This is a genomic window from Streptomyces sp. Ru71 (assembly GCF_002920535.1).
Classification (GTDB): domain Bacteria; phylum Actinomycetota; class Actinomycetes; order Streptomycetales; family Streptomycetaceae; genus Streptomyces.
Genome location: NZ_PQSS01000007.1, coordinates 142,091 through 162,667 on the forward strand (window position 1 = coordinate 142,091; position 20,577 = coordinate 162,667).

General features: G+C 74.8%; 16 protein-coding genes and 1 pseudogene. 8 read left to right on the forward strand and 9 right to left on the reverse strand.

Features of this window, described 5'->3' with window-relative positions:
• The first annotated feature begins 83 nt into the window (after nucleotides 1-83).
• From C3489_RS06990 to C3489_RS07005, 4 genes are all read left to right on the forward strand, one after another.
• Complete coding sequence (locus tag C3489_RS06990) at nucleotides 84-1,481, forward strand: APC family permease (protein ID WP_103780872.1); 1,398 nt, start codon at nucleotides 84-86, stop codon at nucleotides 1,479-1,481.
• A gap of 361 nt (nucleotides 1,482-1,842) precedes the next feature.
• Nucleotides 1,843-4,497 carry an alpha/beta fold hydrolase gene (locus tag C3489_RS06995; protein ID WP_181139532.1) on the forward strand — a complete coding sequence of 885 codons (2,655 nt, stop codon included), beginning with the start codon at nucleotides 1,843-1,845 and terminating at the stop codon, nucleotides 4,495-4,497.
• Nucleotides 4,494-5,357, forward strand: coding sequence for an ABC transporter permease (locus C3489_RS07000; protein WP_103780873.1), 864 nt, complete (start codon nucleotides 4,494-4,496; stop codon nucleotides 5,355-5,357). The genes C3489_RS06995 and C3489_RS07000 overlap by 4 nt, the downstream gene beginning before the upstream one ends.
• 167 nt (nucleotides 5,358-5,524) lie before the next feature.
• On the forward strand, nucleotides 5,525-7,447 hold the full coding sequence (locus C3489_RS07005; protein WP_103780874.1) for a long-chain fatty acid--CoA ligase: 1,923 nt from the start codon (nucleotides 5,525-5,527) through the stop codon (nucleotides 7,445-7,447).
• Nucleotides 7,448-7,529: 82 nt separating this feature from the next.
• Here the strand turns inward: C3489_RS07005 and C3489_RS07010 are convergent, their stop codons facing one another.
• Together C3489_RS07010 and C3489_RS07015 are read right to left on the reverse strand one after the other, a co-directional pair.
• Nucleotides 7,530-7,925, reverse strand: a complete 396-nt coding sequence (locus tag C3489_RS07010) for a rodlin (protein WP_103780875.1) — start codon at nucleotides 7,923-7,925, stop codon at nucleotides 7,530-7,532.
• Nucleotides 7,926-8,116: 191 nt separating this feature from the next.
• A complete protein-coding gene (locus C3489_RS07015; RefSeq protein ID WP_103780876.1) occupies nucleotides 8,117-8,515 on the reverse strand; it encodes a rodlin in 399 nt (132 codons plus the stop codon).
• 264 nt (nucleotides 8,516-8,779) lie between these two features.
• Here C3489_RS07015 and C3489_RS07020 point away from each other — a divergent pair, with 264 nt between their 5' ends.
• The 4 genes from C3489_RS07020 (at nucleotide 8,780) to C3489_RS07035 (ending at nucleotide 12,507) form a co-directional block, all read left to right on the forward strand.
• Nucleotides 8,780-9,178, forward strand: coding sequence for a rodlin (locus C3489_RS07020; RefSeq protein ID WP_103780877.1), 399 nt, complete (start codon nucleotides 8,780-8,782; stop codon nucleotides 9,176-9,178).
• A 367-nt stretch (nucleotides 9,179-9,545) separates the two neighbouring features.
• On the forward strand, nucleotides 9,546-9,779 hold the full coding sequence (locus C3489_RS07025; protein ID WP_103780878.1) for a chaplin: 234 nt from the start codon (nucleotides 9,546-9,548) through the stop codon (nucleotides 9,777-9,779).
• 107 nt (nucleotides 9,780-9,886) lie between these two features.
• Entirely contained in the window at nucleotides 9,887-10,990 is a 1,104-nt protein-coding gene (locus C3489_RS39800; RefSeq protein WP_103780879.1) for a chaplin, read from the forward strand.
• A gap of 197 nt (nucleotides 10,991-11,187) precedes the next feature.
• Nucleotides 11,188-12,507: a glycoside hydrolase family 26 protein gene (locus C3489_RS07035; protein WP_103780880.1), complete on the forward strand. Its 1,320-nt coding sequence runs from the start codon at nucleotides 11,188-11,190 to the stop codon at nucleotides 12,505-12,507.
• On the opposite strand, the gene C3489_RS07040 is transcribed toward C3489_RS07035, so the two are convergent.
• The 7 genes and pseudogenes from C3489_RS07040 to C3489_RS07070 all read right to left on the reverse strand — a co-directional run.
• Nucleotides 12,476-13,609, reverse strand: coding sequence for a GNAT family N-acetyltransferase (locus C3489_RS07040; protein WP_258054594.1), 1,134 nt, complete (start codon nucleotides 13,607-13,609; stop codon nucleotides 12,476-12,478). The two genes, C3489_RS07035 and C3489_RS07040, sit on opposite strands and share 32 nt — an antisense overlap.
• A gap of 17 nt (nucleotides 13,610-13,626) precedes the next feature.
• Nucleotides 13,627-14,280 (reverse strand): lipopolysaccharide biosynthesis protein, encoded by a 654-nt coding sequence (locus tag C3489_RS07045; protein WP_103780881.1) that lies wholly within the window; start codon nucleotides 14,278-14,280, stop codon nucleotides 13,627-13,629.
• Nucleotides 14,277-15,428 (reverse strand): glycosyltransferase, encoded by a 1,152-nt coding sequence (locus tag C3489_RS07050; protein WP_103780882.1) that lies wholly within the window; start codon nucleotides 15,426-15,428, stop codon nucleotides 14,277-14,279. Before C3489_RS07050 ends, C3489_RS07045 begins: the two co-directional genes overlap by 4 nt.
• A complete protein-coding gene (locus tag C3489_RS07055; RefSeq protein ID WP_103780883.1) occupies nucleotides 15,425-16,186 on the reverse strand; it encodes a polysaccharide deacetylase family protein in 762 nt (253 codons plus the stop codon). Before C3489_RS07055 ends, C3489_RS07050 begins: the two co-directional genes overlap by 4 nt.
• Nucleotides 16,170-17,939: a murein biosynthesis integral membrane protein MurJ gene (murJ, locus tag C3489_RS07060; RefSeq protein ID WP_103780884.1), complete on the reverse strand. Its 1,770-nt coding sequence runs from the start codon at nucleotides 17,937-17,939 to the stop codon at nucleotides 16,170-16,172. Before murJ ends, C3489_RS07055 begins: the two co-directional genes overlap by 17 nt.
• Nucleotides 17,936-19,243 (reverse strand): O-antigen ligase, encoded by a 1,308-nt coding sequence (locus C3489_RS07065; protein ID WP_103780885.1) that lies wholly within the window; start codon nucleotides 19,241-19,243, stop codon nucleotides 17,936-17,938. The genes murJ and C3489_RS07065 overlap by 4 nt, the downstream gene beginning before the upstream one ends.
• A 6-nt stretch (nucleotides 19,244-19,249) precedes the next feature.
• A pseudogene (locus tag C3489_RS07070) lies at nucleotides 19,250-20,577 on the reverse strand (sugar transferase); the annotation flags it as partial.

A 20,577-nucleotide genomic window follows, 5' to 3' on the forward strand; every position in this document is an offset into this window, starting at 1 on the left:
GATGAAGAGACGTACGACGATCCGCCGGAGGCGATAGCGCTCCCGCCCCCACCGCAGTCACACGAGTCGATCGGAACCGCCGCATGACCGACACGCTCCGCTCTGTCGAGACAGCCGTCATAGAGGCAGCAGACGCCCCCCGGAAGCTCAAGCGCTCGATCGGAGTGGTCGGCGGCACGCTGCTGACACTGTCCTGCGTCACGCCCGCGTCCACGTTGTTCGTCGTGGTCCCCGATCTATTCGGCTCGCTCGGCACCGCCACCGCCCTGACGATCGCCATCGGCTCCCTCCTCTGTATCGCCGTGGCGTTCTGTTACTCCGAGCTGGGCACCCTCATCCCCAGCGCGGGCGGCGAGTACGCGATCGTGTCGACGATGGCCGGACGGCTCGCCGGCTGGCTGGTCTTCGTACTGTCCCTGCTGGTGGTGATGATCGTGCCGCCGGTGATCGCGATGGGCACCGCGGACTACCTCGCCCCGATCGTCCACCTCGACCCGTCCATGACCGGCGCCGGCGTGATGCTGCTCGCCACCCTCGCCGGCCTGCTCGACCTGCGCGCCAACGCCTGGATCACCGGCATCTTCCTGGTCCTGGAGGTCGTCGCCGCCGGTGTCGTGGCACTGCTCGGCTTCACCCACGGCCACCGCGGGGTGGGCAGCCTGGTGTCCATGCAGGTGGCCGGCGCCGACGGCCACACCGACACCGTGACCGCCATGCTGGTCGTCTCCGGGCTCGCCATCGCCCTCTTCGTCACCCAGGGCTTCTCCACCGCGATCTACCTCTCCGAGGAGCTGGAGAACCCGCGCCGCAACGTCGCCCGCACGGTCCTGGCCACCCTCGCCATCTCCACGGTCGTCATCCTGGTCCCGGTCGTCGCCATCACCCTGGGCGCCGGTGACCTCAAGGAGCTCACCGGCGGCGACATCAGCTCCATGGTCACCGCCTGGTCCAACTCCGCCGTCGGCACCTTCGTCAGCCTCTGCGTGGCCCTCGCGATCATCAACGCGGGCATCGTCATGGTCATCCAGAACTCCCGCGTGCTGTTCGCCTCCGCCCGCGACAAGGCCTGGCCCGAGCCCGTCAACAATGCCTTCTCCAAGCTCGGCCGCTTCGGCTCCCCGTGGGTCGCGACGCTCGCGGTCGGCGTTCCCGGCGCCGTCCTGTGCTTCGTCAACCTCGACACCCTCTACGGCGTGACGGGCGTGTCCGTGACCGGCATGTACCTGCTCGTCGCCGTCGCCGCCCTGCTCGCCCGCCGCGGCTCCCACAAGGCGACCCCCGCCTGGCGCATGCCGCTGTGGCCGGTGATGCCGGTCCTGCTGATCGCCGTCCTCGCCTACATCCTGGTCCAGCAGGAGGTCAGCTACCTGCTGTGGACCGGCGGCATCACCGCGGTGGCCACCCTGTACTGGGCCCTGTACCTGCGCCCGCGCCGCGACACCCGCTGGCTGGTGTCGATCCCGGAGGACGCCCAGGCCTGACGCCTCCCCCACGAAGGCCCCGCACCGGACACTCCCGGCGCGGGGCCTTCGCGTTCCCAGACCTGGCGTTGCCCTCAAGGCGGACGGCACTGCAGCCCCCCCAGGGGCGCGGGGAACTGCGCGAGCAACCCACCACGACCCGCACCCGGCCGACGGCACAGGCGCGGACCGAGGCATCCCCAGCGGCGCGGGGAACTGCGCGAGCGACCCACCACGACCCGCACCCGGCCGGAGGCACAGGCGCGGGTGTCCGCCTACCGCGACCGCGGTACGCCGCGGCCCCGCCGTACTCCCGGGGAAGGGGCCGGGCATCGGCCCCGAGGCTGCCGCCGTTGTCGGTGGCGGCCCGTACCGTGGACGCATGGATCTTCGCCTGCCCGGTCTGCGGGCGCTGCTGCGAGGGCCCCGGCGGCTGCTGGCCGCCGGGGCCGCCCTCGTGGTGCTCGCCGGGGCCGGCACCTGGACGGCCGTCGCCTCCGACGACCCGGCCCCGGTGCACCGCACCGACCAGACGCTGGCCGTCGACGGCGTGCGCCTGGACACCTCCTACTTCACCGCCCGCTCCGCCGGCCGCCGCCCGGCCGTCCTGCTGGGGCACGGCTTCGGCGGCAGCAAGGACGACGTCCGCCGGCAGGCCGAGGACCTCGCCCGGGACGGGTACGCGGTGCTGACCTGGTCGGCGCGCGGCTTCGGCAGGTCCACGGGGAAGATCGGCCTCAACGACCCGCGCGGCGAGATCGCCGACGTCCGGGCGCTCACCGACTGGCTGGCCCGGCGGCCCGAGGTGCGGCTCGACCGGCCCGGCGACCCGCGCGTGGGCGTCGCCGGCGCCTCCTACGGCGGCGCGGCCGCCCTGCTCGCCGCCGGGTACGACAGCCGGGTCGACGCCATCGCCCCGGCGATCACCTACTGGAACCTCGCCGACGCCCTGTTCCCGGACGGCGTGTTCAAGAAGCTGTGGGCCGGCGTCTTCTTCTCCACCGGCGGCGGCTGCCGGACGTTCGAGCCCGAGCTGTGCCGGATGTACCAGCGGGTCGCCGAGTCGGGCCGGCCGGACGCCGAGGCACGGCGGCTGCTGACCGAGCGCTCCCCGTCCGCCGTGGCCGCCCGCATCAAGGTGCCCACGCTGCTGGTGCAGGGGCAGAGCGACTCCCTCTTCCCGCTCGGGCAGGCCGACGCCGCCGCACGGGCCATCCGGGCCAACGGCGCCCCCGTCGACGTCGACTGGATCGCGGGCGGCCACGACGGCGGCGACCTGGAGACCGGCCGCGTCCAGGACCGGGTCGGCGCCTGGTTCGACCGCTACCTGAAGGGCGACAAGGGCACCGCCACCGGGCCCGCCTTCCGCGTCACCCGCACCGGAGGCGTCAACTCCACCGACGGCACCGCCCAGCTGCGCGGCGCGAGCGGCGAGACCTACCCGGGCCTGCGCGGCAACCCGCGCGCCATCCCGCTCACCGGCGGCGCCCAGCGCGTCGACAACCCGGCTGGCGCCTCCCCGCCCGCCGTCTCCGCCCTGCCCGGCCTCGGCGGCGGCAGCGGCGGTGCCGGCCTCGCCCAGCTGTCCTCCCTCGGCCTGGGCGTCTGGCTGGACTTCCCCGGCCAGTACGCCGCCTTCACCTCGGCCCCGCTGACCCGCGACGTGACCATCACCGGCTCCCCGACGGTCACCGTCCACATCACCTCGACCAGCGACGACGCCGTGCTGTTCGGCAAGGTCTACGACGTCGGGCCGGGCGGCGCCCGCCCCGTGCTGCCCGCCCAGCTCGTCGCCCCCGTCCGCGTCGAGGGCGCCCGGGCCGGCAAGGACGTCACCCTGACCCTCCCGGCGATCGACCACGAGGTGCGGCACGGCCACCGCCTGCGCCTGGTCCTCGCCGCGACCGACCTCGGCTACGCCTCCCCGGCCGCCCCGGCGACGTACACGGTCTCCCTCAAGGGCGACCTCAGCGTGCCGACGGCGCCCGGGGTGACCACCGCCGCGGCCCCGCTGCCGTCCTGGGTGTGGTGGCTGCCCCTCGCGGGCGCCGTCACCGCCCTGGCCCTGCTGCTGACCGGCCGCCGCCGCACCGCCGCCACCGCACCCGACCCCGCCCTGGCCGACGTCCCGCTGCAGATCACCGACCTGAGCAAGAAGTACGCGGGCGGCGAGAGCTACAGCGTGCGCGAGGTGTCCTTCCGCGTGGAGAAGGGCCAGGTGCTCGGCCTGCTCGGCCCCAACGGCGCCGGGAAGACCACCACCCTGCGCATGCTGATGGGCCTGATCCGGCCCGACGGCGGCGAGATCCGCGTCTTCGGGCACGCGATCCGGCCCGGCGCACCGGTGCTGTCCCGCCTCGGCGCGTTCGTGGAGGGCGCCGGCTTCCTGCCGCACCTGTCGGGCCGGGAGAACCTCCAGCTGTACTGGCGGGCCACCGGCCGCCCGGCCGAGGACGCCCACCTGGAGGAGGCGCTGGAGATCGCCGGCCTGGGCAGCGCCCTGGACCGCGCGGTGCGCACCTACTCGCAGGGCATGCGCCAGCGCCTGGCCATCGCCCAGGCCATGCTCGGCCTGCCGGACCTGCTCATCCTCGACGAGCCCACCAACGGCCTCGACCCGCCCCAGATCCGCGAGATGCGCGAGGTGATGATCCGGTACGCGGCAGGCGGCCGCACGGTGATCGTCTCCAGCCATCTGCTGGCGGAGGTCGAGCAGTCCTGCACCCACCTGGTGGTCATGGACCGCGGCCGGCTCGTGCAGGCGGGCGAGGTCGGCGAGATCACCGGCTCCGGCGACACCCTGCTGGTGGGCACCGCCCACCCCGTGGAAGGCCCGGTCGTGGAGAAGGTGGCCGCGCTGCCCGGCGTCGCCTCCGCCGTCCGCACCGACGACGGGCTCCTGGTCCGGCTCGACACGGACGGCACCGCGCCCGCGCTGGTCGCCGAACTGGTCCGGCTCGACGTGCCCGTGACCTCCCTGGGCCCGCACCGCCGCCTGGAAGACGCCTTCCTCACGCTGATCGGAGGCTCCGCATGAGCACGCTGACCGAGCGGGGCGCCACGGCCTCCGGCTACCGCCCCGGCCGCACCCTGCCGCTGCGCGTGGAACTGGTCCGCCAGCTCAAGCGCCGCCGCACGCTCGTCATGGCCGCGATCCTCGCCGTCCTGCCCTTCGTGCTGGTCGTCGCCTTCGCCATCGGCGGCGACCCGGGCGCCCGCAACGGCCAGGTCACCCTGATGGACACGGCCACCGCGTCCGGCGCCAACTTCGCCGCCGTCAACCTGTTCGTCTCCGCCGGCTTCCTGCTGGTCATCCCGGTCGCCCTGTTCTGCGGGGACACGGTCGCCTCGGAGGCGAGCTGGTCGTCCCTGCGCTATCTGCTGGCCGCGCCCGTGCCCCGTTTCCGGCTCCTGACGTCGAAGCTGCTGGTCGGGCTCGGCCTCAGCCTGGCCGCGATGGTGCTGCTGCCGCTCGTCGCGCTCGCCGTCGGCACCGCCGCCTACGGCTGGGGACCGCTGGAGATACCCACCGGCGGCGCCCTCGACGCGGGCACGGCGCTGCAGCGGCTCGTGGTCGTCGTGGGGTACGTCTTCGTCTCCCAACTGGTCACCGCCGCCCTCGCGTTCTGGCTGTCGACGAAGACCGACGCCCCGCTCGGCGCGGTCGGCGGCGCGGTCGGGCTGACCATCGTCGGCAACGTCCTCGACGCGGTCACCGCCCTCGGCCACTGGCGCGACTTCCTGCCGGCGCACTGGCAGTTCGCCTGGGCCGACGCGGTCCAGCCCCGCCCGGAGTGGTCCGGCATGATCCAGGGCAGCGCGCTGTCGGTCACCTACGCCCTGGTGCTGTTCGCGCTGGCCTACCGGGGCTTCGCCCGCAAGGACGTGGTCAGCTAGCCGACGCGCGATCCCGCACGCCCCATTGACCATCGCCTACGCATGAGTAAGTTGACTTCCCGGTAAGCCGGCACGGCCAGTCGGCACCGTCAGCCGGCAATGCCAGTCCGCACCGCACGTACGCACCGCGAGTCCGCACCTCTCGCGACACCGCGATCGGAGCCGTCATGGGCGTAGGCAGGGATCTGAGACGGGCCGGGCGGCACGGGGATCTCGCCGCCCGCACCAGCACCGAGCTGATCAGGGACGCGTCCGGCACCGTACGGGAGGCCCGCACCGCCGCCCTGGTGCCGCACGCCACGACGGGCAGCGTCGCCGACCTGCCCCACACCAACGCGGCCGAGGCCCCGGACGCCGTCGTGCTGCGCCGCCGCGGATCCGACGGCACCTGGCGGCCCGTCACGGCGGCCGCCTTCGCCGCCGAGGTCACCGCCGTCGCCAAGGGGCTGGTCGCGGCCGGGCTGGAGCCGGGCGGCCGGGTCGCGGTGATGTCCCGCACCCGCTACGAGTGGACCGTCCTGGACTTCGCGATCTGGTCGGCCGGCGGCCGGAGCGTCCCCGTCTACGCCACCTCCTCCGCCGAGCAGATCGACTGGATCGTGCGCGACTCCGGCGCCGCGTACGTCGTCACCGAGACCGACGACAACGCCGCCACCGTCGCTGAGGCCACCGCCCGCCACCCCACACCGCCGCGCGTGTGGCGGATCGACGCCGGCGCGCTCGCCGACCTCACCGCCCTCGGCCGGGGCATCCCCGACGAGGAGATCGCCGAGCGCCGCGCCGCCCTCACCCCGGCCACCGTCGCCACCGTCTGCTACACCTCCGGCACCACCGGCCGCCCCAAGGGCTGCGTCCTCACCCACGCCAACCTGCACGCCGAGGCCGCCAACACCGTCGAACTCCTGCACCCCGTCTTCCAGGCGGTCACCGGACAGACCGCCTCGACGCTGCTCTTCCTGCCGCTCGCCCACGTCCTGGGCCGCGCCCTGCAGATCGCCTGTCTGATGGCCCGCATCGAGATCGGCCACTTCCCGAGCGTGAAACCGGACGAACTGCGCCCGGCGCTCAAGGAATTCCGCCCCACCTTCCTGGTCGGCGTGCCCTACCTCTTCGAGAAGATCCACGACACCGGCCGCGCCACCGCCGAGAAGCTCGGCCGCGGCGCCTCCTTCGACCGCGCCCACCGTGTCGCGGTGCGCTTCGGCGAGGCGTACCTGCGCCGCTTCCTCGGCACCGGCAAGGGCCCCGGACCCGGCCTGTACGCCGCGTGGGCCCTGTACGACCTGCTCGTCTACCGCCGTATCCGCAGGGAGCTGGGCGGCAGGATGCGCTACGCCATCAGCGGCGGCTCCCCGCTGGAGCGGGACCTCAGCCTCTTCTTCCTGGCGGCCGGCATCGTCGTCTACGAGGGGTACGGCCTCACCGAGACCACCGCCGCCGCCACCATCGTCCCGCCCCTCGGTCCCCGCCCCGGCACGGTCGGCCTGCCGGTGCCCGGCACCGCCGTGCGCATCGCCGACGACGGCGAGGTGCTCGTCAAGGGGCCCGTGGTCTTCGGCGGGTACTGGAACAACCCGGCCGCCACCGGCGAGGTCCTCGACGACGGCTGGTTCGCCACCGGCGACCTCGGCTCCCTCGACCAGGACGGCTACCTCACCATCACCGGCCGCAAGAAGGACCTGATCATCACCACCGGCGGCAAGAACGTCTCCCCGGCCGTGCTGGAGGACCGGCTGCGCAGCCGCCCGCCCGTCGGGCAGTGCGTCGTCGTCGGCGACCGGCGGCCCTTCGTCGCCGCGCTGATCACCCTGGACCCGGACGCCGTCGCCCACTGGCTGGCCGTCCACAAGCTGCCCGCCGGCACCCCGATGTCCGAGGTGGTCGCCGACCCGCGGATGCGCGCCGCGGTCCAGCGGGCGGTCGACCACGCCAACCGGGCCGTCTCCCGCGCCGAGTCCATCCGCGCCTTCGCCCTGCTGCCGGACGAGTTCACCGAGGCCAACGGGCTGCTCACTCCGTCACTGAAGGTCAGACGGCACGAGGTGGGCGTCCGCTACGCGCGGCAGATCGAGGAGCTGTACGGCGCCTGACGCCCCGTGACGTGCCGGGACGACGAACGGCGGGCCACCGGGGAACCGGTGACCCGCCGTGTCGCGGAGGCGAGGCTGGGGATCAGTCGTTCTCGGCGAGCACCGAGATGTCGTCCAGGACGTGCGACAGCGAGTCGTCGCCCTTGGCCTGCGTGGAGTTCTCCGCGCACTGCTGGTTCTGCGGCGAGGACAGGACCGGGATGTCCTGAACGCCGACGTTGACCAGGGCGAGGATGTTCTGGACGTCGGCCTTGACCGGCAGACCCACGCAGGGCTTGTTCAGCGAGCCCTGGACCAGCGAGAGCTGCGGGCTCTGGTCACCGGCGGTGGCCGAGTTGCCGAACTCCGACTTGGCGCCGTTGCCGCTGGCGGACCAGGTGCCGTCGCCGTCACCGTGGGCGAGGGCCTGGGGGGCGGTCGCCGCCGTCACACCGGCGAGCGTCGCGGCGAGAGCCGCGGTGGCCCACAGCTTCTTCATGTTCATTCCCTTTCGAAAAAGCGGACTCCGGGGGAGGAGCTGCATGATCGTCAACGTCTGGACAGCCGCCCGGGTTGCGGCTTGTGCCCCGATTGGAGTAGCGAGCCGCCGGAGGACCGGCGGCTCGCCGTGGGGCCGGCTGGGCCGGCCCCGGGCCCGGCGGACGGGCCCGACGGCCGAGGAAGGGCCGATCAGCCGTTCTCGGCCAGGACCGCGAGGTCGTCCAGGACGTGCGACAGCGAGTCGTCGCCCTTGGCCTGCGTGGAGTTCTCGGTGCACTGCTGGGTCTGCGGCGAGGACAGGATCGGGATGTCCTGAACGCCGACGTTGACCAGGGCGAGGATGTTCTGGACGTCGGCCTTGGCCGGCAGACCGATGCAGGGCTTGTTGAAGGAGCCCTGGATGAGCGCCATCTGCGGGCTCATGTTGCCGTACGTGGCCGAGTTGCCGAACTCCTGGTGGGCGCCGTTGCCGCTGGCGGACCAGGTGCCGTTGCCGTCGCCGTGCGCGAGGGCCTGCGGCGCGGCGGCCGCGGAGGCGCCGACGACGGAGATGGCGACCGCGGCGGAAGCCAGTACCTTCTTGATCACTTGCTTGTCCCTTCTGAAGAAACCCCGTCCACCGGAGCGCCCTGGTCAACTCCGCCCGGTCGGCTTGGTTCCTGCCATTCACTCCGATGGCCCACAGCACGGGGCTCCTGGACGAGCCGCCCCTAGCGGTCTTCCGTGAATTCCGCAGCGCTGAACGCGCCGATCGGGTGAAGACCCGCAACCAAACCCCGTCGGCCGGGTTGATGCGGGGGCAGGCAACGTGCGTCCTTGGCCAGAGGCCAGGAGCCAGGAAAGGAAAGCGAAATGCTGAAGAAGGCAACGGCCGCGGCGGCGGTCGCCGCGGCGATCGCCGGTATCTCGGCTGCGGCAGCCCCCCAGGCGCTTGCCACCGGCGACGGCAACTCCACGTGGTCCGCCAGCGGCAACGGCGCCCACGAGTCGTTCGGCAACTCGGTGACCAAGGGCAAGATGAGCCCGCAGGCCACCCTGGTCCAGGGCTCCGTGAACAAGCTCTGCGTCGGTCTTCCGGCCAAGGCGGACGTCCAGAACATCGTCGCCCTGGTCAACGTCGGTGTCCAGGACATCCCCGTGCTGTCCTCGCCGCAGTTCCAGGAGTGCGCCGAGAACTCCACGCAGGCCAAGGGCGACGACTCGCTGTCGCACGTGCTGGACGACATCTCGGTGCTCGCCGAGAACGGCTGACCCCCGCGCCGTACGCGTCGCGTCCGGGCCCGTCCGCGTTCTCCCGCGGGTGCCCGGGCGCGCATCGCGCGGTCCGGCCGACACGGACCGTCTTCCTTTCCCCGCCGTCGCGGCGGTGTATTTCCCTTCTCCCGCCCGAAGCCGGCGCTGATGCTGCATACGGGTTGACGCAGGGGTCCGGCGTGTCCATTGCGTGAAGTCGTTCGAGTGAATTACCCGGTGGCACACGTTCCGTGGATTCAGCGGATGTCTATCTCTCGTTCTGCAGCCTGCAGGTCATGGTGCGAGCCGTTCCGACTGTGCTCGCTCGGTTTCGCCCTAAAAGGCCGACCGACACCGGTGCATGACCGCAGAGAAGGGAAATTCCATGAAGAAGTGTGCTGCTGTCGTCGCCGGCCTGGTGCTGGCCCTGGGCGGCGCTGCCCCCGCGTTCGCCGACGGCGGTGCCGAGGCCGAGGGTGCCGCCGTCTACTCCCCGGGCGTCCTGTCCGGCAACGTCGTGCAGGTGCCGATCAACGCGCAGGTCAACGCCTGTGGCAACAGCATCGACCTGATCGGCCTGCTGAACCCCGCGGGCGGCGGCGCCTGCGTCAACGACTGACGACCGGACACCTCAGCCGCTCGGCTGTGACAAGGCCGGCCTTGGACAACCGCTTCACTGTGCCAAGGCCGGCTTTTCCCACTTCTCCCAGCAGGAAGAACACGAGATTGCGACAGACCCTGAGCAGGGGAGTGATCGCGGCCGCCGCCGCGACGAGCATTCTGTCCCTGTACGGAAGCCAGGCCCTCGCCGACGGGCACGCGGCCGGGGCGGCCCTCAACTCGCCGGGCGCACTGTCCGGCAACAGCGTCCAGGTCCCGATCGAGGTGCCTGTGAACGCCTGCGGCAACTCGATCGACGTCATCGCCGCACTCGACCCGGCGTTCGGCAACTCCTGTGCGGGTGCCGTGCGCTCCGCCCACTCGCGCGCCGCCGTTCCGGCCGACCACGACGGCGGCTACGGCGACCACGACAGCGGCTACGGCTACGGCGACGACGACACACCCGGCGGGGGCTACGACCACGTGCCGGGCGTCGGCCGCGCCGACCTGCCGGCCGTCGGCCACGTTCCGGCCGTCGGTCACGTGCCGGGAATCGGCCACGGCCACGGCCACGGTCACGGCCATGGGCCGGGCGGTGGCTACGGGGACGAGGAGGGCGGTGGCTACGGGGACGAGCAGGGTGGTGGTTACGGAGACACCCCGGGTGGCGGCTACGGCGACACCCCGGGCGGTGGCGGTTACGGGGACCACTCCTCCCCGCCCTACACCACACCGCCTCCGCACACCTCTCCGCCGGTGACGACGCCGCCCCCGAGCACGTCGCCGCCGTACACCACACCGCCTCCGCACACCTCTCCGCCGGTGACGACGCCGCCCCCGAGCACGTCGCCGCCGTACACCACACCGCCTCCCACGACGAGGCCACCGCACACCTCACCCCCGCCGCACACCTCGCCGCCTCCCACGACGAGGCCGCCGCACACCTCGCCGCCTCCCACCACCAGGCCGCCGCACACCTCGCCGCCGCCCCACACCTCCCCGCCGCACACCTCGCCGCCGCCCCACACCTCCCCGCCGCACACCACGCCCCCGCCGTACACCACGCCGCCGGGCGGGCACCACGGAGGCCACGGGCACCACGGGCATGACCACCCGAGCATGCCCGACACCGGAAGCGCCGCCATGCTGGCCGCCTCCGGAGTCAGCGCCGCGCTGATCGCGGGCGGCGTGATCCTGTACCGACGGGGTCGATCCGCGTCCCACCGATGACGCGTCGGCCCACGGCCCCGCACCCGGCACCCGGGTGCGGGGCTTTCGTGTTCCCGGCGTCACCTGTGCGGCGGAGCGGCTCACCCGGACGCGGCGGCGCGGTGGCACTTCTTCCTCTCGTATGACTGAGTGTCAGTACCTAACGGCGGGTCAGCAGGGCTCGCGCCGACGGTACGAGAGTGGAGGAGGGAGCAGGCATGGCCCCACAGCAGCGACGCGTCCGGTGCCGGCGGACGGCGGTCGTCGCGACCGCGCTCGCCGCGTCGGCGGCCCTGGCCACCGGCCCCGGTCACGCTACCGGCCCCGGTCACGCCATCGGCGCCGGCCCGGACTCCGGCGCCGGCATGGCACGGGCCACCGGCTCGCCCGCCCCCGCACCGGTCGCCCCGACGACCCCGGTCCCGTCCACGACAACGGTCCCGTCGACGACCCCCGCCCCGTCCACATCGCCGGCAACCGCCACCCCGCCCGGCCCCGCCTTCGGCGCCTACCTCGACTACGGGCCGCGCGGTGTGGCCCGGATGGCCGCGCTCAGCCAGTGGCTGGGCGGCGCCGAGATCCGCGTCGGGCACACCTATCTGCCCGGCGACCGCTGGCGGAACATCGAGGGCCCGCCCGGCTTCCTCGACGTATGGGCGCAGTGGCGGCGGCAGAAGGCCGACCGGATGTTCGTGCTCAACGTGCCGATGCAGGAGCGCAACGAGGAGCACGTCCCCGACGACGAGGTGCGCCGGCTGCTGCGGCAGGGCGCGGCCGGGCAGTACGACCACCACTTCCGCCGGCTCGCCGAACGGCTGGTGGAGCTTCAGGTGCCGGACACCGTGATCGTGCTCGGCTGGGAGATGAACGGCATCACCTACACCCACCGCTGCGGCCCCGACCCGCAGGCGTGGAAGACGTACTGGCGGCGGATCGTCACCGCCATGCGGTCGGTGCCGGGGCAGCGGTTCCGGTTCGACTACACGCCCAGCCGCGGCCGGGACGCCGTGCCCTGGACCGAGTGCTACCCCGGCGACGACACCGTCGACATCATCGGCATGGACGCCTACGACCAGCCGTCCGGGATGCCCTTCGACGAGCAGGTGAACGAGCCGTACGGGCTCAAGGACCACGTCGACTTCGCCAAGGCGCACCACAAGGCGGTCTCCTACCCGGAGTGGGGCCTGTTCCGCAACGGCGACAACCCCGACTACATGCGCCGGATGCTCGGCTGGATGGCCGAGCACAAGCCGGTCTACAACACGCTGACCGACTACTGCCCGCACGGCGTGTGGCAGTGCTCCGGCAATCCGCGCGCCGCCGAGGTCTACCGCTCCGTGCTGTCCGGCCAGGGCCGGCCCACGGCACCGACGACCCCGCCCGAGCCGACCGTGCCCACGACACCCACGATCCCCGAGCCCTCGACGACACCGCAGCCGTCCAGCAGCTGTTCGCCGCTCGACCTGGGCGACTGGGTGGAGCACTGGCTCGGCAGGAAGCTCTGCCTCAGGCTCGACTGGTGGTCGCGGGCCCACTGACCGCCGCGCGGCGCCGCAGCAGCTCCTTGGCGTGGCGCCGCGCGGCCACCTCGCACAGCGCCGCCGTCAGCAGCGGCGCGGTGCGCCGGCGGGCCAGCAGCAGCCGCTGGTTGACGACCGGTTCGGGCCGCCAGTGCCGCTTGTACGGCTCGTCGCCGCGCAGCAGGCTCAGCGTCCCGCGTCCGGCCGCGTACCCGGCGCAGGCGTCCAGCAGCATCACCGCCACGTCGGCCCGGCGCTCGCGCAGGCAGGGGTGGGCGCCGTACAGGTAACCGCCCGCCAGCCGGGGCGACAGCAGGGTCAGGTCGACCGCCACCACCTCGCCGTCCAGCAGGAACTCGGTGACCACCGCGTCCCCGGAGCGCACCATCGGGCCGGCCGCCCGCACCAGGTGGTCCCGGAAGCGGGGCCGCAGATGCTCGCCGGTGACGCCGCGGCCCCGCCACTGCAGCCGGTGCAGATCGAGCAGCCGCCCCAGCGCCCCGGCCACCTCGTCCGGGGCCACGGTCCGGCGCCGCACGCCGAGCGCGTCCAGCTTGCGCAGCTTGGCCCGCACCCGCTGCTGCGCCTTCGCCGAGGGCAGCCGGGCCACCAGGTCGGCGAGCGGCGCGGCGGGCAGCTCCAGGCACAGGGAGTCCTCGACCCGGCGCCTCGGGCCGCTCCAGCGGTCGTAGATCCGCTCGGCCGCGCCGCCGGGCCGTACCTCACGCAGGTCGATCAGCGCGGTGCGGGCGGCCGCCGTGAGCAGCTCCGTCAGCGTGGTGAGGGCGGCGTCGCCGTGGTCGTCGTCGACCAGGACGTCGCCGTAGTCGGAGATCGCCCCGCCCAGCGGCACCAGCGCGGGCAGCGGGTGGCGTACGGCGGTCAGCGGGGCCGCGGCGACCAGGTCGGCGCCGTGCCGCACCAGCAGCAGCCGCAGCCGGCCCGGCCGGCCGTAGGAGCGCCACCACGCGTGCAGCCAGGGGTGGCTCTGGAACGGGGTCGCGGTGGAGCAGCGCCGGTGCAGCCGGGTCCAGGACGGGCCCAGCGCGGCGAAGGCGGCCTCGTCGGTGACGAGTTCGGCCGTGTACGCGGCCGGTGCTCCGGTGCGGATCAGGGTCACGGCTTTTCCTGTCGGGGTCACAGCTTTTCCTGCGCGTCGGCGGCCAGGGCCGGCCCGGGCACCGAGGCGGGGCGGGTGGTGCCCTCGCTCTCGCGGCGCGGCCGCACCAGCAGCGCCAGGCCGGCGAGCAGCCCGCCGGCGCTTCCCCCGACCAGGGCGGTGAGCGCGGGGGACGGCGAGGACGGCTCGGCCGGCTCCACCGCGCGGGCGAACTGCTGCAGTTCGACATGGGTGGCGGCCTTGGTGTCGGCCGCGTGCCGGGTCAGGGCGCGGGCGACGGCGTTGGCCATGTCGGCGGCCTCGGCGGGTTCGGCGGAGGTGGCGGTGACGGAGATCATCGGGGCGTCCGGCGAGGTCTGCGCCTGCACACTGCCCGCCAGCTCCTTCACCGGAACCCCGGCCCACACCTGGGCGTCGCCGAGCACCGCGAGCTGGGTGGCGACCCGGCCGTAGGCCTGCGCGAAGCCGAGGGCGGTGGCCGGGTCGGCCTTGTCGGTGGGGACGGCGACGACATAGGCGGTGGCCGTGTACCGAGCGGGCGTCAGCGCGCCGTACGCCCCGCCGAGCAGGGAGCCGGTCAGGGCGCCGGCCGCGAGCAGCGCCCAGGGCGGCAGCGCCCGGGTACGGGCGAGCAGGGGGCGTCGGTGGGTGCGGGCGGGGGTGTCGGTCATGGCGTGCCGGCTTTCTGCTGAGGGGTGTCACGGGACGCGGTGAGGGCGGCTGTGTACACGTCCATGAGCGCCTCGGCGCTGCGGCCGATGGCGTAGTGGCGGGCGGCCTCGCACGCGGTGCGCGGGGCCGGGCCGCGTGCGCGGACGGCGGCGATCGCGGCGGCGAACTCCTCGGGGCCGCCCGTGACGCGCCGGGCACCGGGCGCGGTGTGCGGGGGCAGGTCCTCAAGGGCCGGGCAGGAGGCGTACAGCACGGGCAGGCCCGCGGCGAGTCCCTCGACGACGGCCAGACCGAAGGCCTCCTCCGGTGAGGGGGAGGCCAGCACGTCCATCGCGCAGGCCAGGGAGGGCAGGTCGGGGACGGGGCCGCCGTCGGGTGCGGCGGGCCGCTCGCCGGTGAACAGCACCCGGTCGCCGACGCCGGCCTCGTGCGCGGCGCCGCGCAGCCGGCCCTCCTCGGGGCCGCCGCCGACCAGCAGCAGCCGGCAGTCGCCGGGCAGGAGGGCGAGGGCACGGATCAGCACGTCGAAGCGTTTGGCGGCGGCGAGCCGCCCGATGCCGCCGACGACGTAGGCGTCCTCCGAGAGCCCCAGCCGGCGCCGGGCGCGCAGCCGGCGCACCGGGTCGAAGCGGAAGCGGTCCACGTCGATGCCGTTGGGGACGACCGCGACCCGGGAGGCGGGCACGCCCCAGCGGCCGAGCCGGGCGGCGACCGTGGGGGAGACGGCGACGGTGGCGGAGCCCAGGCGTTCACCGGCCAGGTACAGCGCGCGCACCCCGGCGGACAGCGGGCGGCCCTCCATCTGGGTCTCGCCCAGGGAGTGCTCGGTGGCGACGACCGCCCGCACCCCGGCCAGCCGGGCGGCGATCCGCCCGTACAGGCAGGCCCGGTACAGATGGGTGTGGACGAGGTCGTAGCCGCCCGCGCGGATCACCTTGACCAGGCGGGGCAGCGCGGCCAGGTCGCGGTTGCCGGCCATGCCGAGGTCGATGACGCGCACCCCGTCGGCGACCAGCCCGGCGGCCACCGCGCCGGGGTTGGTGAGCGTGACGACCTCGCACTCGACGGGCAGGTGCCGCAGCAGCAGCCGCAGTTGCTGCTCCGCGCCGCCGACGCCGAGGCCGGTGATGACGTGCAGGGCTCTCATCGCGTTCCTCGCAGGGGGCGGCGGCGCAGCCGGTGCAGCCGGTGCTTGAGGAAGAGCCGTACGGCGGTGTCCCGCTGCCCGACGTGGACCCGGGGCAGGGCGTGCGGGCCGGTCAGTGCGCCGGGGTCGATGGCGCAGGCGTAGGCGTATCCGGCGCTGCGTACGGCGGTCACCACGCGGGGGTCCACGGCGCCGTAGGGGTAGCAGAAGCCGCGCACCTCCCGGCCGGTGACCTCGGCCAGCAGGGCGCGGCTCGCGGCGGTCTCGGCGCGCAGGGTGGGCTCGTCGGCGCGGGTCAGGTCGATGTGGGTCAGGCCGTGCGAGCCGATCTCGACGCCGGCGGCGGCCGCGCGCCGCACCCCGTCGGCGGTCAGCAGCGGCTTGCGCGGGCCGAGCGGGTCCCAGGCGTTGTCGCCGCCGAGCCGGCCCGGCAGCACGAACAGCGTGGCGCCGAAGCCGAACCGGCGCAGCAGCGGCAGGGCGTGCTCGACGAAGTCGGCGTAGCCGTCGTCGAAGGTGAGCCCGACCAGGCCGCGGCCTGCTCCGCGCGCGCGGGCGGCGATCAGGTCGGCCAGGGACACCCCGCGCAGCCCGTGCCGGCGCAGCCAGCCCAGCTGCGCGGCGAGCCGGTCGGGGGTGACGGTGATGCGATACGGGTCGTCGCGGTCCTCGTGCACGGAGTGGTACATCGCCACCCACGGGAACGGGCCCGGTGCGACGCCGGCGTCCCGGGGAGCGTGGTCAACGGGTGCGGCCATGCGCGAACCTCCGTGTGACGGTCCGTACGGAGCTCCGTACGAGTGCGGGGGCGCGGCCCTGGGTGTCCAGGGCGAGGCAGAGCAGCGCGAAGACCCCGGCGACGGTCGCCGCGCCCACGGCCGCTGCGGCGACGGCCGACTCCGGGCGGCTCGCCGCGAACGCGCCGGCCGGCGTCGCCGCCGCCGCGGCGGTGAGCGGCCGGGGCAGTCGCCGCAGCACGGACCGCGCGCGGACCGGGACACCGCGCGCGCCCGCCCCGGCGAGCAGCAGGACGGCGGTGACGGTGATGCCGCAGGCGTTCGCCGCGGCGATGCCCCGCACCCCCCAGGGGCCGACGGTCGCCGCACCCAGCCAGCAGGTCGCGGCGATCCCGGCGGCCATCGCGGCGACGGGGTACCAGGTGACGCGGTGCGCCGAGAAGTAGGCGCGGACCAGGACCCCGACCAGGGTCTGGCCGAGCAGTCCGAGCGCGTACACGCGCATCACCCCGGCCGTGGCAGCGGTGTCGCGCGCGGTGAACGCGCCGCGCTGGAAGAGGAGTTCGACGATCGGGCGGGCACAGGCGACGACGGTCGCCGTGCCCAGCAGTACCAGGCAGGTGGCCATCGCCACGTCCCGCTCCACCCGGCCGCGGGCCCGCTCGGTGTCGCCGTCGGCCAGCGCGCGGGCCACCACCGGGAAGGTGACCGTGCACAGCATCACCGACAGCGTCATCGGGATCTGCGCGACCTTCTGCGCGTAGTTCAGGTGCGAGATCGCGCCGGCCGGGAGGGCGGAGCCGAGATACCGCTCGACGAGCACCTGCGACTGCCGGCACAGCGCGAACAGCAGCACACTGGCGAGCAGCGCCGGCGCCATGGGCTGCGCACCACCCGCCTCCCCGGCCGCCTCGCCCGCCGACCGCCGCCGCAACTCCCGCACCACCGACGGCAGTTGTGCGACGACCATGAGGCAGCCGCCGGCCGCGACGCCGACCGCCGCCGCCCGGACCCCGAACCGGCCGCCGAGCAGCGGCATGGCGGTGACGATGCCGGCGTTGTAGGCCACGTAGATGGCCGCCGGGGCGGTGAAGCGGCGGTGCGCGCGCAGCAGGGCGCTGCAGTACCCGGCGAGGCCGAAGCTGAGCACGCAGGTCGCCGTCAGCCGGGCGCAGTCCGCGGCGAGCGCCGGGTCGGGCAGGCCGGGCGCGAGGGCCCTGACGAGGTAGGGGGCGCCGGCCATGAGAGCCGCGCCGGTGGCGGTGAAGGCGAGCGCCAGCCGGGGCAGGGTGGCCGCGAGGAGTGCGCGCACCGGGTCGCCGGGGCCGCCTCGCGCGCGCCGGGCCAGCGCCACGCTGAACGCCGGGACCAGCGCGAACGCCAGCCCGTCCTCGATCAGCAGCGTCGCCGCGAACTCCGGCAGGGTCCAGGCGACGAGGAACGCGTCGGTGTCCCTGCCCGCCCCGAACAGCCGCGCCAGCGCCTGGTCGCGCACCAGCCCGAGCAGGGCCCCGGCCACGGACAGCGCGGCGGTGACGAGCGCGGCACGGGCGAGGAAGCGGCGGGAGACGGGGGTGAGGTGGTCGGTGGGGGTGGGCTCGCTCGACGGGGCGGTGGGCGCCCTCTGCGGGGCGGTGGCGGGTGGGGGCGTGGGTGGTGTTCCGGGGGCCGCCTGGTGCGCCTGGCCGGCGGGTGTGGCGGCCGGTGTGCCGGTGGGGTGCGGAAGGGGCGTCCGGCCGTCGGCGCGGGGCAGCGGGGGAGGCGTCACGGTCATCCTGCCGTGGCCTCCTGACCGGACCGGCCGGCCAGTGCCCACCAGGCCGCCAGGCCCAGGCAGACCGCGGTCAGCACGGTCGAGGGGCCGCCGATGTCGGCGTACACGAAGTCGACGAGCTGCCACACCAGCAGCCCGCAGGCGGCCAGGCCGCAGTCCAGGGCGGAGCCGGCCCGCCGCCGGGCGCGCGGCAGGGCGCGCAGCGCGCACACCAGCAGCGCCAGCCAGCCGCCGGCCAGGGCGAGCAGTCCGAGCAGGCCCTGTTCGCTCAGCACCAGCAGGTACATGTTGTGCGGGGACAGCAGCGGCTGCCGGCGGAAGGCGGCGCCCGCGCCGTCGGTGTCGCTGCCGGAGGACAGCGCGAGGGAGGCGTGCGCGTCGCGGTGGTCGGGGAAGCCCTTCAAGCCGACGCCGGTCAGGGGGTGTTCGCGCCACATGTCCACGGCCGACGCCCACAGGGTGTACCGGTCGGTCACCGACTGGTCGGGCGCGTCGGCGACCCGCGTGATGCTGGAGACCCGTTCCTGCAGCATCGCCGTGCCGACGCCGAGACCGCCCACCAGGACCACGCCCGCCGCGACCACGGCCGCCGCCACCTTCAGCGCCCGCCGCGGCCCGGCCAGCGCCAGCTGGACGGTGCAGGTGAGCGCGGTCGCGATCCACGCGCCCCGGCTGAAGGACACCGCGAGCGGCGGCAGCAGGAGCACGGCGCACACACCGGCGGCCGCCCTGGGCCGTACGTCCGGGTGGCCGAGCGCCAGGCCGACGGCGGTCACCAGGCCCAGGGAGACCACCGTCGCCATGCCCATCACGTCCTGCGGGCCGAAGGTGCCGACCGCACGGACGTCCTCGCCCTGGTAGGAGGCGCCGGTGGCGGTGGCGTACTGGTGCACCCCGACCGCGCCCTGCCACAGCGCGAGGCCCACCAGCGACCAGGCGAGCAGCCGGGCGTCGCGCCGGTCGCGGATCAGCAGCAGCACGGCGGCCGGGACGAGGACGAAGACCTGGAGGTAGCGGCCCAGACCGCTGATCCCGGCGCCGGGCGAGGCGGCGTGCAGCGCGGCCAGCGTCACCCCGGCCACCGGCAGCCCGAGGATCACGGCGGCGGCGGGGGACAGCGGGCGCCGCCGCTGCCGCAGCAGCCGTACGACGCAGACCAGGACCACCAGCGCGGAGGCCGCGTCGGCGGGGCCCGCGCCCTCGGCGTCCGGGTTCTGCTCCAGTGCCAGCAGGGCGAGCACGGGCACCACCGCCCACACCGGGGAGCGCGGCGGGCGCAGCGGCAGCGGCAGCGCGAGGCTCATGGTCCGTCAGCTCCCGCTCGCCCGCAGCAGCGCGGCGGCGGTGCGCAGCAGGATGCACACATCGCCCCACAGCGACCAGTTGTCGATGTAGGCGTTGTCGAAGCGGGCCCGGTCCTCGATGGAGGTGTCGCCGCGCAGCCCGTGGATCTGGGCCAGCCCGGTGAGGCCGGCCGGCATGCGGTGGCGGGCCGCGTAGCCGGGGTGGGTACGGCTGAACCGGGCGACGAAATAAGGGCGTTCGGGGCGCGGGCCGACCAGGCTCATGTCGCCGCGGAAGACGTTCCACAGCTGCGGCAGCTCGTCCAGGGAGGTGCGGCGCAGGAAGCGGCAGAAGCGGCTCATCCGGTCGTCACCGGCCACGCTCCACCGGGTGGCGGCCTCGTGCGCGTCGGCCGGGCGGTGGGTGCGGAACTTCAGCAGCGTGAAGGGCCGCCCGTCCTGTCCGATCCGCTCCTGCCGGAACAGCACACCGGGCCCGTCGGTGGCCCGCAGCACGGCCGCGCACACCAGCAGCACCGGGCCCGCCGCGAGCAGCAGCGCCCCGGACACGACGACGTCCAGCAGCCGCTTGCCGGCGCCGCCCGAGTGTCGCGCGCCCAGCCGCAGCCGGCGGCAGGAGAACCCGGCGAGCTGCTCCCGGGAGGCGGAGGAGGGGCAGTCGGCGTCGAGTTCCCACACCGTGCAGCCCGACTCGGCCAGCGCCCGCAGCAGCGGCCCCTGCCGGGAGCGCACCTCGGGATGGACGGCCAGCACGTCCCGTACGCCGTTCTGGATCAGCGCCCGCTGCACCTGGTGGCCGGTGGTCAGCACGGGCAGGCCCTCGGCGCCCTCGGGGTGCTCGGCGACCACGCCGACCGGGCGCACCCCGCAGCGCGGGTGGCGCAGTACGGCGGCGGCCACCCGCTGCGCGGCCGGCGCGGGGCCGACGACCAGGGCCGGGCGGGGGCGGCGCAGCAGCGCGGCGCGGCGCCGCCAGTGGACGGTGCCCCGGGCGGCGCAGGCGACGGCCGACTGCAGCAGCACGCCGAGCAGCAGGGTGCGGGCGGGCAGCGCGTGCTCGGGGCGGTGGGCGGCGACGGCGGCGGCCAGCGCCAGCCAGGCGACCGCGATCCGGCCGCAGACGGCGGGCAGTTCGTCCAGCACACCGCTCACCGGCCGTGCGGGGCGCGGGCGCAGCAGCAGCGTCGCGGCGACCAGGGCGGCGGCGGCCGGCAGCGCGAGGCGGTGCGCCCCGGCGAGGGCGAGCGCGCCGGCCAGGGCGGCGACCGCGTCGGCGGTGAGCAGCGGCAGCGGGGAGCGGGCCGGGCGGGCGGCCGGCGCAGCGGGAACCGGAA